The following is a 13,751-nucleotide window of genomic DNA, read 5'->3' on the forward strand; positions in this document are numbered from 1 at the left end:
ATTTTATAAGGCAAACGTTACTTAGGAGGTTTTCGATGCGAAAGAAAATTTGGTTTATATGCCTTGCATTATTTATTACTATGATTTTCACTTCATGTAATGCAACAAATGCAAATTCGAAAGGAAAAATTAAACTTGGTGTAACAAGTTGGAAAGAAAATATTGCAACCGCAAACATGTGGAAAGTTTTATTAGAAGAAAAAGGCTACAAAGTTGAACTTATGTATTTAGAAAAAGCCGCAATTTGGACTGGTGTCGCTCGCGGTGATGTTGATGCTAATTTAGAAGTGTGGCTACCCGTTACGGATAAACCGCTAAACGATCGTTATAAAGATGATATTGTTTTAAAATCAAAATGGTATGAAGGTACTGGTCTTGGCCTAGTCGTCCCTTCTTATATGAAAAACATTAACAGTATCGAAGATTTAAATGCACATAAAGGTGAGCTAGATAACAAAATTGTCGGAATCGAACCCGGTAGTAGTCTTATGAATTTAACGAACAAAGCAATGAAGGAATATGATATTAAACTAAAACTTGTCCAATCTTCTGAGGCTGCGATGATGAGTGAATTAAAGAAAGCATATACGAAAAAGAAACCAATCGCTGTTACGCTTTGGAATCCACATTGGGGCTTTTCGGAATTTGACTTGAAATATTTAAAAGACCCTAAGAAAGTATATGGTGAAAAAGATGACATTTATTACTCTGTTCGTAAAGGTTTCGAAAAAGACCATCCGGATATCATAAAATGCTTTGACAAATGGAAGATGAACGATGAACAGCTTGGTACGTTAATGGTCGAGTTAAATAAAACGAAAGATCCCGAAGAAGCGGCGCGAAAATGGATTAAGAAGAATCAAGCGCTAGTTGATGAATGGGTAAAAGATTAATAAAAATAGGCTAGAGGGTTAGCATATCCTCTAGCCTGTTTTTAACTTATTTTTTCGTAACAACGTCATCTACAATCCCATATGCCTTCGCTTCTTCTGCAGTCATAAAATAATCTCTTTCTGTATCATGTGCTACTCTTTCAATCGGTTGGCCTGTTTTTTCTGCAATCATTTTATTAATATCATGCTTTAACTTTAATATTCTTTTTGCTGTGATTTCAATTTCTGTTGCCTGACCTTGTGCACCACCAAGCGGTTGATGAATCATAATTTCACTGTTAGGGAGTGCAAACCGTTTTCCTTTTGCACCTGATAATAATAACAATGCACCAAATGATGCTGCAAATCCCATGCATAACGTTTGCACATCTGGTTTAATGAGATTCATCGTATCTAATATGGCAAAACCTGCTGTCGTTGAGCCGCCTGGGCTATTGATGTATAAAAATATATCTTTCTCGGCATCTTCCGCTTCTAAAAATAATAATTGCGCTACGACACTACTCGCTACTTGATCATTTATTTCTGAACCGATAATAATAATGCGGTCTTTCAATAACCTTGAATATATATCATAAGAACGTTCTCCTAATTTCGTTTGTTCCACTACATATGGAATTGCATTCATTTTATATCCCTCCAATAATTATTATGCTGCGTAAAGCATATAACTGTAGGAAGAAGGTTTTTTCACATTAAATAATAAGACTGGCTGTTTAGATGGTAACTTAGTAAAATCTATTGTCGGAAGAAGCTTCGTTAATAATTCCGGTCTTTCCTCACGAATAGATGTTACAACAACTTCAATATCCTCTGTGAATTCGACTATCTCAATCCCTTCTTCACTTACAGTTTTCAGCCTATTTCTACTCCGAAATAAAGAAGCTTTCACTGCACCTTCTGATACAGAACACACTTTAGCAATATCAGCGATACTATATTGAAAAACATCTTTTAATAATAAAATTGCGGATTGCTGTACATTTAATGAAGACAATACTTTCCCTACCATTTCATGCAAATCTGCAATGTTCTCATGTGGTTCTTCAAATGTGATTTGTTCTCTTATTTTTTCATAAACAGACTTAGACTTCATCTGATCTAACCAACGATTTCTTGCTATTTTATAGACGAGTGTCATACAAATATCTTTATTTCTATATTTTTGAAGCACTTTACACACTGTTTCTTGGGCCAGATCTTCCCCATCCCATTTGTTTTTCGTTAAAAAAGTACAGTATCTTTTTAACTCTCCATATTGTTCAATTAAAAAGTTTATATTTGAATGATTCATATCGATATGATTCTTTAAAACATGAGTTACTTTTGTGCACAAAATAACCACTCCTTTTCAGCGCTTACTTAATAAACGATTCAACATTAAAAAAAGTTACGGGGATATAAAAAATAATGTTTATGTTCAATAATTCGCGGTCATAAATATGTTATGTACAATTTTACGTGAGGAGGAACAAATTTGCCAAAATTAACAATTGAAGGTGCGGGAACTTTTGATGTGAAAGAAGGAACAAAGTTAGTATTAGCAATTGAAGATAGCGGTGTCAACATTCTTCATCGTTGCGGCGGGAATGCACGTTGCACAACTTGTAGAGTAGAAATACTAGCAGGTGATTTCTGTGAAGCAAGTGCGAATGAGAAACATGCAATGACGGAAAAAGGGATTGAAGATCATTTACGATTATCTTGTCAAATGCGCGTACATAAAGATATAGTCGTTCGTCCGGTACTTACAGTTAAAAATTCAGGTCTTGATGCCGGGCCGCGTCCGGCGGAATAAAGAGATGAATTTAAAACAGCTCGCTGGCGAATATGCCGCTAACTTTGTAAATGATGGCATGAAGATTGGGCTTGGTACAGGTTCTACTGTATATTGGACAATACAAAAATTAGGTGAGCGTGTAAAAGAAGGATTATCATTTCAAGCTGTACCAACATCAAAGGAAACTGAAGCATTAGCACATCAACTAAATATCCCCCTACTTTCGTTAAACGACGTACAAAGTCTTGATCTTACAATTGATGGAGCGGATGAAATTGATTCAAATTTACAGCTTATAAAAGGCGGTGGCGGTGCATTACTTCGTGAAAAAATCGTTGCCTCTTCCTCTAAAGAACTAATTATCATTGCTGATGAATCGAAACTTGTAACACATTTAGGTAATTTTCCATTACCTGTTGAAATCATCCCTTTTTCATGGAAACAAACCGAAAATAAAATTCAGTCTTTAGGGTGTCAAACAACGTTACGTTTAAAAAATAATGAAACCTATATAACCGATAACAATAACATGATTATCGATTGTATATTCCCTAATCATATTTCTAATCCTGCCCATTTACACACCCAATTAAAAATGATTACTGGTGTAGTTGAAACAGGGTTGTTTATAAGTATGACGAGTACAGCAATTATTGGCACTAAAAATGGGATAAAGAAATTGTAATAAAAGCTAACTTTTTAAAGTTGGCTTTTTAGTATGTTCTTCTTCTCTTAATAGTGCTTTATTATGATATACTAGGAAAACGCAAACTGATTACATTAGAAAGGACTGAATATTTTGCAATCCAAACTTATAACAGAACTTACTGATTTAGAAACTGCCTTTCATATTCGAAAAGAAGTATTTGTAAAAGAACAAGGTGTTCCTCTTACAGATGAATTCGATACATTCGATGAAATCGGAGAGCAATGTAAACATATTTTAGTTTATTATCATGATCTTCCTGTAGGCACAGGGCGTATACGATTTGTTGATGGTGTCGGAAAATTAGAACGTATTTGTATTTTAAAAGATTATCGTACATACGGATTAGGTAAAGTCATCATTCAAACGTTAGAAGAAATTGCTCGTAACGAACAAGCTACAAAAGTGAAGCTACACGGTCAAACACAAGCTGAAGGATTTTATAAAAAATTAGACTATCAAACTTCTTCTGATATATTTATGGAAGATGGCATTCCGCACATACTTATGACGAAAGTGTTATCATAATAAAAAGGGTAGTATATGAATCTTATGTATTCATACACTACCCTTTTTTATTAATAGAAAAGTGAATTCTCAAGATTACCTTTTGCATCAAAGCCCATCATCTTTTAGTTCATACCTAGGTAAAACTTACACTGTTTTCCATAATGATAATGCATAAATCCAGTTTGGATCACCATTTCCTTGATAACTCTGGACTGCTTCATATACTTTTCCTTCGTGTAGAACTCTATCTCCCTTTTTATATGCTTTTTTTGCATCCCACGCTTCATATGAAGCGCTTTCAGCTTTTGTAGTAATTGTGAATATATCACTCTGTACGGATTCATTTCCAGCTACATCAACAGCTTTCACTACATATTTATAAGTAGTATTAGCAAGCAGATTTTTATCCATATAAGAAGTTGTATTGGATGTTGCAATCTTTTTCATTAATCCTTCTATTTCTCTATAAATATCATAATGGTCTACACCAATGTTATCGTCAGATGGACTCCACATTAAATCCACACTTGATGCTGTCGTTCCCATACTATGTAATCCTTTTGGTTGTGTTGGTGCTTCTGTATCAGGAGTCGCAACTGTCGTTTTTACTGTAAGCGCTGTACTTTCTTTCGATACATTTCCAGCTGCGTCAATTGCTTTTACAGTATAAGAGTATTCTGTGCTTGGTTGTAACTTCTTATCAATAAAATGAGTGCCTAGTATTGTATCGATCATCTCTCCGTTACGGAAGATTTGATATCCTTTTACCCCTACATTATCCGTAGAAGAGTTCCATGTTAGTTCTACACTATTCGCTGTTACTTTTTTCGTCTGAAGTCCATTTGGAATACTTGGCGCTTCTATGTCTGATTTCACATCATTAATAAGATTAACATCAATTACATTATAGAATGCATTTGCTGTATCAGCTACATCCCATACTGCTAAAATCACATGATATCCACTACGATCAGTAGGTACATTAATTTTATGAGTTAAATTATTTGAAGCTGCAGAACCATCGTGTTGCACAGTTCCAATTAGTTCAAAATCTGCTCTTGTTAGCGCTTTATTTGGATTCCATCCTTTTTTAGTAATATAGTAATGCCACTTACTCGTTAAGTGAGGCGCAGTATACTTCCAAGTAAATGTATTTTCCCCACCAGTGATTGTATTTTTAAACCAACGATTTGCTGTTTGTTGATCTAAAATACCACCAAATTTTCCGCCTGCTGAAGCAATTTGTCCATCTACTGGACCACCTTGTGGGAACCCTTTTGGAGCTTCTAAACTTTGTGGTTCATACATAACACTTCCGCAGTTTACATTTAGCGCACCATAAGTTGGACTACATAAAGCGGATCGGCTACCGGGCTTTTCAACAAAACCGTGCGCATAAGCATTTTGAGGAATAAGTGTCGTACTAATAATTCCAGCTGTTAATGCTACAGCTCCTAAACTTTTTTTGTTCATTTTCATGTTTTGTAGTTGTTTTAAAAATCGATTATTCATGTTCATGTCTCCTTCTTGTTATACTTTGTAGTGGAATGTGGGCTTTGATGTAAAAGAATAACAAGAGACAAACTTGTACCGATGTATGTATTAATTATGCATACACCGCAGTGAAAATATATTTTTTCCTTGTGAAATATTTCACTTTATGAATATATCATGACATAGAACTCGCCTAAGCATGTGCAGAAGTTGTGCAGAAACAGTGAAATTATTACTAACATATAAAACCACATCCTGAAATCATAAAGTAAAACTTTAATTAGTTGGGGTTTTACGGTCGGTTAATACGGGATAAAATAAAAGTGTGCAGCAGAAATTGTAGACTTAGTTCTCAAAATTCACATTTAGTATTTTCATTTTTTCCATTTAAACAATTCTTCTCTTCTTACAACAGAAAAGTGTCTATATCATTTAATATAGACACTTTTTTCATGTATAACTTTATATTTATTACTGACCTACAAATGTAAAAAATAGAATAATATTCTTTTAATCCCGCTTTTTTTGAAAGTACATTACAAAACGCAATGGCATCGTTCCATGAAATATTGACAACTGGTTTATGATTTTTATCAAAATTATTTAATGGACTATTTGTAATAGCATCATATAGTTTGATTGTTACAGCATACTTCGCAAGAAGAAATGGTTGAATTTGCACTAGCCATTCTTTTTTTATTCGATCATCTCTTAATACTACCTCTCCAGCTGGAATATTTACCATTAATGAATCGATTGTTTGAATTAAATCATTAGTTATTTTCTATTCCTCCAAACGTTCATTTTATATGAATTTATAGTCATATACTCATTACAAAATACAATTTTCAAAAAGCGTTAAATTTTTCATAATAAAAAACGATTAGTTTAATTAAACTAATCGGTAAGATCCAAAAAGAATTGTTGTGTCACATTCTATTATTATATGTGCTCTAAAAATTTCCGAACCTCATTTGGAGATTTTAAAACAATAACCTTTTTCTCTTCGGACAATTGCTCTAAGCCTTTTAAAATTGTAGGTCGTTTAGCATTAGGATATTTCTATATCCATTTAAAAAATTGCAAATCAAATCTTTCTTCACATCCCGCGCCCATATCTGGTCTTGTTTTATTCCGGTATTTTACAATTCTTTTAAACGCACGATAAATACAAATTGTTCTATGAATATCAAGGAAGATAATTGTATCAGCTGCATTCAGTCTGATATCCATCGTCCCGCCATAATTCCCATCAATAATCCACTTCTCATCTTTAATTAAGTTATTTTGAACTGCTATTTGTTCTTCTCTCGGAATACCTTCCCAATTCGGTTTCCAAAATAATGCATCAAGATGATGCACCTTAATATTTAATTTATTTCCTAACTGCCTTGCTAATGTAGATTTTCCTGAACCACCAGAACCAATTAATATTATTTTTTTCATACCTTTACGATACCTTCTATAACTTCTTCAATAGCTTCCTTATTAGCAAAAATCCAGAAGAACATTTCTTCATTTAACTTTAATAAATCTGGTAACTGGACAAAATAAGCAATAAAGATAATTTGAATTGAAAGCATAACATACCAAATGGCTTTTCGTTCTTCTTTCGTTAAATCATTTTGTTTATAATAACCTTCAAAGACTTTGCTAACGATATGTAACCATTTCCCTCTTAATCTTTCATCACTAAATAGCTCGCTTAATATACTTGTACAGCAATAACATAAATCAAATATTTTTACATTATTTTCTAAAATCTCAAAATCTATAAACCCTTCCAGTTTATCATCTTTAAAGATGACATTTGATAGATGCATATCACGATGAATAATTTGTCTCGGTAATGAATGGACCGTTTCCTTGAAAGCTACGTGCATTCGCTCCATCTTTTGAATTACCTCTCGATGAACATACTCATTCTTTTCTAAAATCGGTATAGCCCATTCAAATACCATCTTATATAAATCTCTTTTTATTAACTCATGGTCACTATTCACCGAATGTAATGCTTTGTGCAGATTAGCTATTTCTTCTCCAATTGTACTTGCTAGCCTTTCCAGCTTATCCGTATCTTTAATTTCTAAAACACTTCCGGCAACATACTCATATAAGCAATAACATTTTTCTTTATATAATACATATTGTTCATCATTTTCTGTCTTTACTACTCTCTGTACTTTAATTCCCTTTTCATACAGTTGCTTCAAAACATCGAATTCAACTAGAAGTTGCTTTATCGATCCCGTTCTCTTTAAAATGTACTCTTTATTCTTGCATAAAACCTTCGCTACTTTTGGTTGCATTACAGTAGCTGTGACATGTTCATTTCGAAACCAAAGCTTTGCAATTTCCAGTGCTTGTTCCATTTACAAATACCCCTTTTACAATTCTTATTTCTTCCGAAAAATAACCTCACACAGTATTCCCACTCCAACACCAATTGTATAAGCCACTACATCACTCCACAAAAAACCGTATCCCAACACGAGTCCGCCCAAAGTCGTTGCACGAATGCTATCTATCCATTCCGCATGATACAATTGGCTCGCTTCAATCCCGTAGCAAAACATTAAACTAATAAAAGCCAACTTCTTCGTCTCTGTTTTAGGAAACAAAAATCCAAAGCCAGTGAAAATCATTAATGCCCATAATGCATCACCTAAATAATCATTTAATAGATGTGGTAGTGCAAAAGCAAACTTTCTTGAGCTAAGACCTAAAATAATAACAACTATAGTAAATAGTGCATATACTACTCTATTTCGTTTCGTATTCATTTTAAAGTCTCCTAATATGTAATGTAAAACTGTAAATAGCTAGTAAAACAAAGTTATTTTACTAGCTATTTATTGATTGCTTTTATGATAAGAAAATGTGGATTCATATTTAAATAATAATATGATTTTTCGCTTACTTCTTTCATTTTTTCAATTGCCTTCGGTTCCACTATCTCTTCTAATACAAAATAATTTGTAGTTTCATTTAGTATGTCTTGTAATGATCTTCTAAAAAACTTGACTTCAATAGTAATATTCGGTTTAACCCAAGTATCTATTAATAACTGTTTTTCAAAATAATTTTCACATGGAAACTTTGTGAAATCCATAAAAGGATGATGAATAGAATAAATAAGTTCTCCACCTGGCTTCAATACACGACGAAATTCTTGAAATACTTGATTCCAATTTTCTATATAATGAAGAGTTAATGAACTTACAATCACATCATACGTATTATCTTCAAATGGCAATGTTTCTTGCAGATCATGACAAAGGAACGTCGCTTCTTCTCCTATATTTTCTTTTGCTGCTTTTACCATTTCAGGACTTACATCAATTGCTGTAACATTTGCTCCTCTTCCTATGAATTGAGAAGTATACCATCCAGCTGCACATCCAGCATCTAATATCTTTTTTCCTTCTAGTTCCTTTGGAATAAGCTCCATCATCGCCGGTCTTTCATAATAACTGTTATATGGATTTGCGAAATCTAGATTTTCTTTATATGTACTCGCTAATTTATCATACGTATCTTTAATCGAATCTTTCATTACACACACTCCTAATACATATTAATCCATTAACTCCTGCTGCTTTTTCTTTGAAAATGATTGTAGTACTAAATCATACGACCAATCAATCATTTTATTAATTTGCTCCTGCTCTATATCCTTATGAATATAAACGGTATTCCAATGTTTTTTATTTATATGATACCCTGGAATAATTGTTTCTGGATAATCTTCTCTTATTCTTAATGCGACTTCTGGATCACACTTCAATGTAATCGCAGCTTTTTCGCCTTCTTCATGATTTACTATCGCAAATATTTTATTATTAAGCCTCATACATGTTGCACTCCAGCCACCTGGAGAATCTTCTGTCGCTTTTCTTTTCGATAAACAGTACGCTCTTGTTGCATTCATTTTAATTGGCACCTCTTATTCTTTCCCTGTTTGATTACGATGCATCACAATTTGCTTCGTTGCTTGAAATGGCTGCTCACCGTAAAACTTTATTAGCTTCTCTCCGCAAAATAGACTAACAATATCAATATGAGATATTTCTGGAAGTAATATTGTAAGCATTTTCTCTCCAATACCTTTATTTCTTACATTCTCATGTACGACAACATCTTCAATGTATGCTCGAAAAACACCATCAGAAACGACTCTAGCAAATCCAACTAATTCATTTTCTTCCCATACTCCAATGGCTATACTATTCTTTAACATTTTTTCAACATCGACTTCTTTTCTTTCTGGCCACCAACCGACAGAATCATAAAGCTTCTTTATTTTTTCTGCACAGATTGGTTGTTCTTGTTGCAATTTATACGTGTACATATGCTTTCTCCCATCAATCAGTATACATAATATTATTATAATCTCTTTTCAAAAAAGTGCTGACTATGACCTTTCGGATGATCTTCAACGATACCATACTCCCTGTAACCGTGCTTTTTATAAAATTCTGGCGCTTGAAAACTAAATGAATCTAGCAATATTAATCTGCACCCTTTTTCCTTCGCAATTTCTTCAATTTTATGTAACAGTTGACTACCATAACCGTCATGACGAGCTGATTTATCAACCCATAAAAAGTCGATATGAAGATGATAAAAATACATCGTACCTGTTACACCACCAAATATTTTTCCTTCTTCATTTTTTACTACGAGACTTACTTCTTCCATCGGCTGTTTTACTTCATCTGTTAAGATGGACATATTATATTGAATGACTTTATTTTTAATGTATTCTCCTTCAATACGTGTACCGTTCTCTATATGTTTCATATACATTGCTTCCTTTCAACTTAGTAAGCTACATTTTATTTTTCCCCTTTAAAATACTAATCAAAACGAATCCACCATATGTAACAAAGCATGAAAAGCCAATTATCCCTGGTACAGAGACATAGCCTACCCTTATGTAACTTATAACTGCAAAACAAGCGATAGACAATAAAATAGATGGCCAAAATATAACAGCTATTTTTCTTCGCCCTCGTTTCGATGTACTTTCTTTCTCTTCAGAAACACGTGTGCCAAAAAGCAATACAATACAAATAAGGATCGCTGCAAAGTAAATTGTATCTAATGACAAATTGTGATCATATAGGGCGATTCCAACTTCAAGAGCAATAATCGTTAAAATTAAAATAATGATTGTTAAAGTCTTTAAGTTTCTTTTCAATCGCTCACTCCTAGCATGCTTTCACTATATTCTTTGTATATGTACTTTAAAACTACTGCAAAAGCTTCATCTACCTCTTTATTTTCACGGCGATTCGGTAAATCTTTTCCCCCAATCACATAAAGAAGTGGAAATTCGTTAAACATTCCTATTATACCAATAAATTCAATATCGAATATAAAAAACCTTTTCAGCAGCTCATATGAGCTATTAAAATAAGAAAAAGGTAGCATGAATTTTTTCTTGCTACCAAAAAATATTTATTCTTCTATAGGATTTTCAGGACCGTTAAGTTCCAGCTGATAAAAAGCTAAATCTAGCCATTTATTAAACTTATAACCAGCTTTTTTTATTGTTCCTGCATGAACAAATCCATAGTTTTGATGTAAGGCAATACTTTTCTCATTTTCTGCATCAATTCCAGCAATTAAGGTCATATACTCTCTTTCCTTTGCAATTTTGATTAATTCTTTCATTAATGAAGACCCAATGCCACTTTTTCTATATGCCTTATCTACATACACAGAATGTTCAACTGAATATTTATAAGCAGGCCACGCTCTAAATGGACCGAATGTCGCAAATCCTACTACTTTATTATCTAATTCATATACGAAAATTGGATACCCTTCAGCCTTTTTTTGTTCATACCAATCTATTCTATTTTCAAGGGTTACAGGTTTATACGCATATACAGCTGTTGTATAAAGTATCGCATCGTTATAAATATCTAAAATGTATGCTAAATCTCTTTTCGTTGCTTCCCTTATCATTGTTTTCTTCCTTTCATCATGTTCATCTTATTTCACTACCTTTTTAATAGTTTTATTTTATCGAAATTTCCGATTTTTATCTACATACGAATACTAGCTTTTCGGAAACCATCAAATATATTTATTGCAGCAGATAACATGTAGAAGAAAATTCCTCCCCCAATGAGCCACGTTTTAAACTCCTCTGAGGAAATAGTAAATGCATTTGCCAAATACGTAATAAACCCTGCGTTAAATACATGTGGATTTACTACAATTACAATGAATACTATCGTCCCAGCTATTTGAAGAATAGCATTCCCAATCGCCACTCTTTGCGTCCATTGTCCCTGCACTAATTTATAAAGGGATATACATATTTCAAAAACGATCATAATTACAACGATTGGCCAGTACTGCAATAAAACATCTTGATTAAAAGTTGGCGAGATAAACTTCAGTCCATTTGCCGTACCGTTATATACGCCAACAAGATGATTCGCATAAAAGTAAAGTGTAGCCCAAACTGCTGTCCACATTAAACCTCCAAAAACTTCAAACTTCGAGATTGCTTTTTTCTTTGGGATATACGAGATGTTTTTCAAATCATCTGGTGTCCATTTTTTTAAACTTGTTGTCAATGGTTGTGGGTCTTTTTCTTTATCTGTTCTTTCTAAAACAGCGAAAACAAGTGTTATCCAAAAAAATACTTGGAGACCTACTTCAAATGTTTTTGCAATTCCTTCACCCATCAATTTTAAAATAACGTTTACTACTGCCTGCTCACCACTATAACTAATAAAACTTTCTGCAGCCATTGAAATAAGTGCAATAACAACTGCAATTGGTATAATCATTTTTAATAATGTCATATATACATCAAAATAACGTGGTCCAATTAAATGCATCGGTCTATCCATGTATCCATTAGCCAATGAAACTGGACTTCCCAATTTTTCAAGAACGCTCTTTACATCATCTTCATTATAATTATCAGGTAACATATCCTCTATTGTTGACCGTATTTCAAGTGTAATATCTTCACGATTTTTTTCAGGTAATCTTTTTGCAACTTCATGGACGTAGATATCAATTAGACTCATTATCGTCCTCCTCCTTTAATAAGTTATACAGTTCTTTTGAATCCTTTATCCATTCTTTTTTCAACTGCAAAAATATTTCTAATCCATATTCACTTAAAACATAATACTTACGAGGTCTACTCTCCGTTTTATCCCAACTACTCGTCACTAATTCCTGCTTTTCTAATCGGCGAAGTAGCGGATATAAAGTACTTTGATCAATTGTAATTCCTGATTGCTCCAATAACTGGACAAGTGAATATCCGTACTGCGGCGTTGTTAATTGACTTAAAACGGCTAACGTTAATGTCCCTCTTCTTAACTCAGTAATTAACGAGTTTAATAAAGTATCCATTCACTCACCTCATTTCCATTACTATATGTCATACAGTATGTGTTTTATACTATGTATCGTACAGTATTAGTGTGACAAAAACTATAATTTTTTACCAAAAAACGGATAATGAAAAGCGCAAATTATATGATTTGTGCTTTTTTAGCTAAGTTATATATATCACTCTAAAAGGTAGCAACCTTAACTACTAATTTTGCAGTTCCAGTAATACTATATTAAGCTACAAATATCGTATACATATGATGTGAACATAACACCTCACTATAGGAAGCTAATAAAACGGAAAATTACCATAGTTGAATGATTCCTGTTTTATTCTTTAGGCACTGTTAATTTCACACTGTTTTCAGCACCTAATCAACGTTATTTCCTTCATAAACTTCATCTTGTTCAAAATCTTTATTTTTGTTTGGTTTATTAGAGAAAAATAAAAAAACAATTAAATTAGGTTAATTGTTTTTCAAATACAAAATCTTTATTTTTTTAAATAACCTATGATATTCGAAAAGACAAATTCTCCAAATGCAAGTGGTATATAAATAAACCATAACTTTAATATTGCCTTTGTTTCTTTGTGATCAGAATCCCCCATTAAAACCAACCCTATCCTTTATTTTCAAATATTTTGATTTTAATTCCAATAACAAGGAAATTATACCATTTACCAATGTTGTAGTCTATGTTTTCTAAAAAATTAAATAAATAAAACTCTTGTATTCCTTCAATATTCAGATAAAAACAATAACTTTTTTACGTTTCATCTTCAAAGTCTATAATGAGTCCTGTTAGAACCGCTGCATTACCTATCGATCGGATCCCGTGACCATCTTAAATTCTTCCCACTCTAACTGCTCTTTTGTGATTCATCGTCACATTATGATGAATCACTCATACATTATCTAGAAGTAAAAAACCCTAATTCACTTTTCTCTTAAAGAGCACAATTCAAATGTGCTCTTTTTAAGTCCGTTCGAAT

General features: G+C 32.8%; 18 protein-coding genes and 2 pseudogenes. 4 read left to right on the top strand and 16 right to left on the bottom strand.

Annotation, left to right across the window (positions count from 1 at the left end; all coding sequences use genetic code 11):
- The first annotated feature begins 35 nt into the window (after positions 1 to 35).
- Positions 36 to 893, top strand: coding sequence for a glycine betaine ABC transporter substrate-binding protein (locus tag AXW78_RS13480; RefSeq protein WP_001227624.1), 858 nt, complete (start codon positions 36 to 38; stop codon positions 891 to 893).
- A gap of 46 nt (positions 894 to 939) precedes the next feature.
- Here the strand turns inward: AXW78_RS13480 and clpP are convergent, their stop codons facing one another.
- On the bottom strand, positions 940 to 1,521 hold the full coding sequence (gene clpP / locus AXW78_RS13485; protein WP_000991610.1) for an ATP-dependent Clp endopeptidase proteolytic subunit ClpP: 582 nt from the start codon (positions 1,519 to 1,521) through the stop codon (positions 940 to 942).
- A gap of 21 nt (positions 1,522 to 1,542) precedes the next feature.
- Positions 1,543 to 2,229 (bottom strand): RNA polymerase subunit sigma-70, encoded by a 687-nt coding sequence (locus tag AXW78_RS13490; protein ID WP_000337518.1) that lies wholly within the window; start codon positions 2,227 to 2,229, stop codon positions 1,543 to 1,545.
- 141 nt (positions 2,230 to 2,370) lie between these two features.
- Between AXW78_RS13490 and AXW78_RS13495 the strand changes: the two genes are divergently transcribed.
- The 3 genes from AXW78_RS13495 to AXW78_RS13505 all read left to right on the top strand — a co-directional run bounded on the left by AXW78_RS13495 (position 2,371) and on the right by AXW78_RS13505 (position 3,907).
- Positions 2,371 to 2,691 (top strand): 2Fe-2S iron-sulfur cluster-binding protein, encoded by a 321-nt coding sequence (locus tag AXW78_RS13495; protein WP_061884266.1) that lies wholly within the window; start codon positions 2,371 to 2,373, stop codon positions 2,689 to 2,691.
- Between the two features lie 4 nt (positions 2,692 to 2,695).
- A complete protein-coding gene (gene rpiA, locus AXW78_RS13500) occupies positions 2,696 to 3,358 on the top strand; it encodes a ribose 5-phosphate isomerase A (RefSeq protein ID WP_001049985.1) in 663 nt (220 codons plus the stop codon).
- A gap of 114 nt (positions 3,359 to 3,472) precedes the next feature.
- The gene (locus AXW78_RS13505) at positions 3,473 to 3,907 is read left to right on the top strand and encodes a GNAT family N-acetyltransferase (protein WP_001190880.1); all 435 of its coding nucleotides are present in this window, start codon (positions 3,473 to 3,475) and stop codon (positions 3,905 to 3,907) included.
- A 126-nt stretch (positions 3,908 to 4,033) separates the two neighbouring features.
- On the opposite strand, the gene AXW78_RS13510 is transcribed toward AXW78_RS13505, so the two are convergent.
- The 14 genes and pseudogenes from AXW78_RS13510 to AXW78_RS13575 form a co-directional block, all read right to left on the bottom strand.
- On the bottom strand, positions 4,034 to 5,401 hold the full coding sequence (locus AXW78_RS13510; RefSeq protein WP_061884267.1) for a lytic polysaccharide monooxygenase: 1,368 nt from the start codon (positions 5,399 to 5,401) through the stop codon (positions 4,034 to 4,036).
- Positions 5,402 to 5,876: 475 nt separating this feature from the next.
- Positions 5,877 to 6,164: pseudogene (locus AXW78_RS13515) on the bottom strand (formylglycine-generating enzyme family protein); the annotation flags it as partial.
- Between the two features lie 161 nt (positions 6,165 to 6,325).
- Positions 6,326 to 6,829, bottom strand: a pseudogene (locus AXW78_RS13520) (DNA topology modulation protein).
- Complete coding sequence (locus AXW78_RS13525) at positions 6,826 to 7,755, bottom strand: phosphotransferase enzyme family protein (RefSeq protein WP_061884268.1); 930 nt, start codon at positions 7,753 to 7,755, stop codon at positions 6,826 to 6,828. The pseudogene AXW78_RS13520 and the gene AXW78_RS13525 overlap by 4 nt, the downstream one beginning before the upstream one ends.
- Before the next feature lie 24 nt (positions 7,756 to 7,779).
- Positions 7,780 to 8,166, bottom strand: a complete 387-nt coding sequence (locus AXW78_RS13530; RefSeq protein WP_001093461.1) for a ribosomal maturation YjgA family protein — start codon at positions 8,164 to 8,166, stop codon at positions 7,780 to 7,782.
- A gap of 65 nt (positions 8,167 to 8,231) precedes the next feature.
- Positions 8,232 to 8,939, bottom strand: coding sequence for a class I SAM-dependent methyltransferase (locus AXW78_RS13535; protein WP_000655257.1), 708 nt, complete (start codon positions 8,937 to 8,939; stop codon positions 8,232 to 8,234).
- A gap of 21 nt (positions 8,940 to 8,960) precedes the next feature.
- Positions 8,961 to 9,314 carry an MmcQ/YjbR family DNA-binding protein gene (locus AXW78_RS13540; protein WP_000994629.1) on the bottom strand — a complete coding sequence of 118 codons (354 nt, stop codon included), beginning with the start codon at positions 9,312 to 9,314 and terminating at the stop codon, positions 8,961 to 8,963.
- 15 nt (positions 9,315 to 9,329) lie between these two features.
- On the bottom strand, positions 9,330 to 9,734 hold the full coding sequence (locus tag AXW78_RS13545) for a GNAT family N-acetyltransferase (protein WP_061884269.1): 405 nt from the start codon (positions 9,732 to 9,734) through the stop codon (positions 9,330 to 9,332).
- Between the two features lie 35 nt (positions 9,735 to 9,769).
- Complete coding sequence (locus AXW78_RS13550; protein ID WP_000680412.1) at positions 9,770 to 10,186, bottom strand: GNAT family N-acetyltransferase; 417 nt, start codon at positions 10,184 to 10,186, stop codon at positions 9,770 to 9,772.
- A gap of 28 nt (positions 10,187 to 10,214) precedes the next feature.
- Entirely contained in the window at positions 10,215 to 10,586 is a 372-nt protein-coding gene (locus AXW78_RS13555; protein WP_000827982.1) for a hypothetical protein, read from the bottom strand.
- The gene (locus tag AXW78_RS34860) at positions 10,583 to 10,732 is read right to left on the bottom strand and encodes a hypothetical protein (protein WP_000481400.1); all 150 of its coding nucleotides are present in this window, start codon (positions 10,730 to 10,732) and stop codon (positions 10,583 to 10,585) included. The genes AXW78_RS13555 and AXW78_RS34860 overlap by 4 nt, the downstream gene beginning before the upstream one ends.
- A 114-nt stretch (positions 10,733 to 10,846) precedes the next feature.
- Entirely contained in the window at positions 10,847 to 11,359 is a 513-nt protein-coding gene (locus tag AXW78_RS13565; protein ID WP_061884270.1) for a GNAT family N-acetyltransferase, read from the bottom strand.
- An 80-nt stretch (positions 11,360 to 11,439) separates the two neighbouring features.
- Positions 11,440 to 12,441 (bottom strand): HAAS signaling domain-containing protein, encoded by a 1,002-nt coding sequence (locus tag AXW78_RS13570; RefSeq protein WP_061884271.1) that lies wholly within the window; start codon positions 12,439 to 12,441, stop codon positions 11,440 to 11,442.
- On the bottom strand, positions 12,428 to 12,775 hold the full coding sequence (locus AXW78_RS13575; protein WP_000380305.1) for a PadR family transcriptional regulator: 348 nt from the start codon (positions 12,773 to 12,775) through the stop codon (positions 12,428 to 12,430). The genes AXW78_RS13570 and AXW78_RS13575 overlap by 14 nt, the downstream gene beginning before the upstream one ends.
- Positions 12,776 to 13,751: the final 976 nt, after the last annotated feature.

The organism is Bacillus thuringiensis, from assembly GCF_001595725.1.
GTDB classification, from domain to species: domain Bacteria; phylum Bacillota; class Bacilli; order Bacillales; family Bacillaceae_G; genus Bacillus_A; species Bacillus_A thuringiensis_K.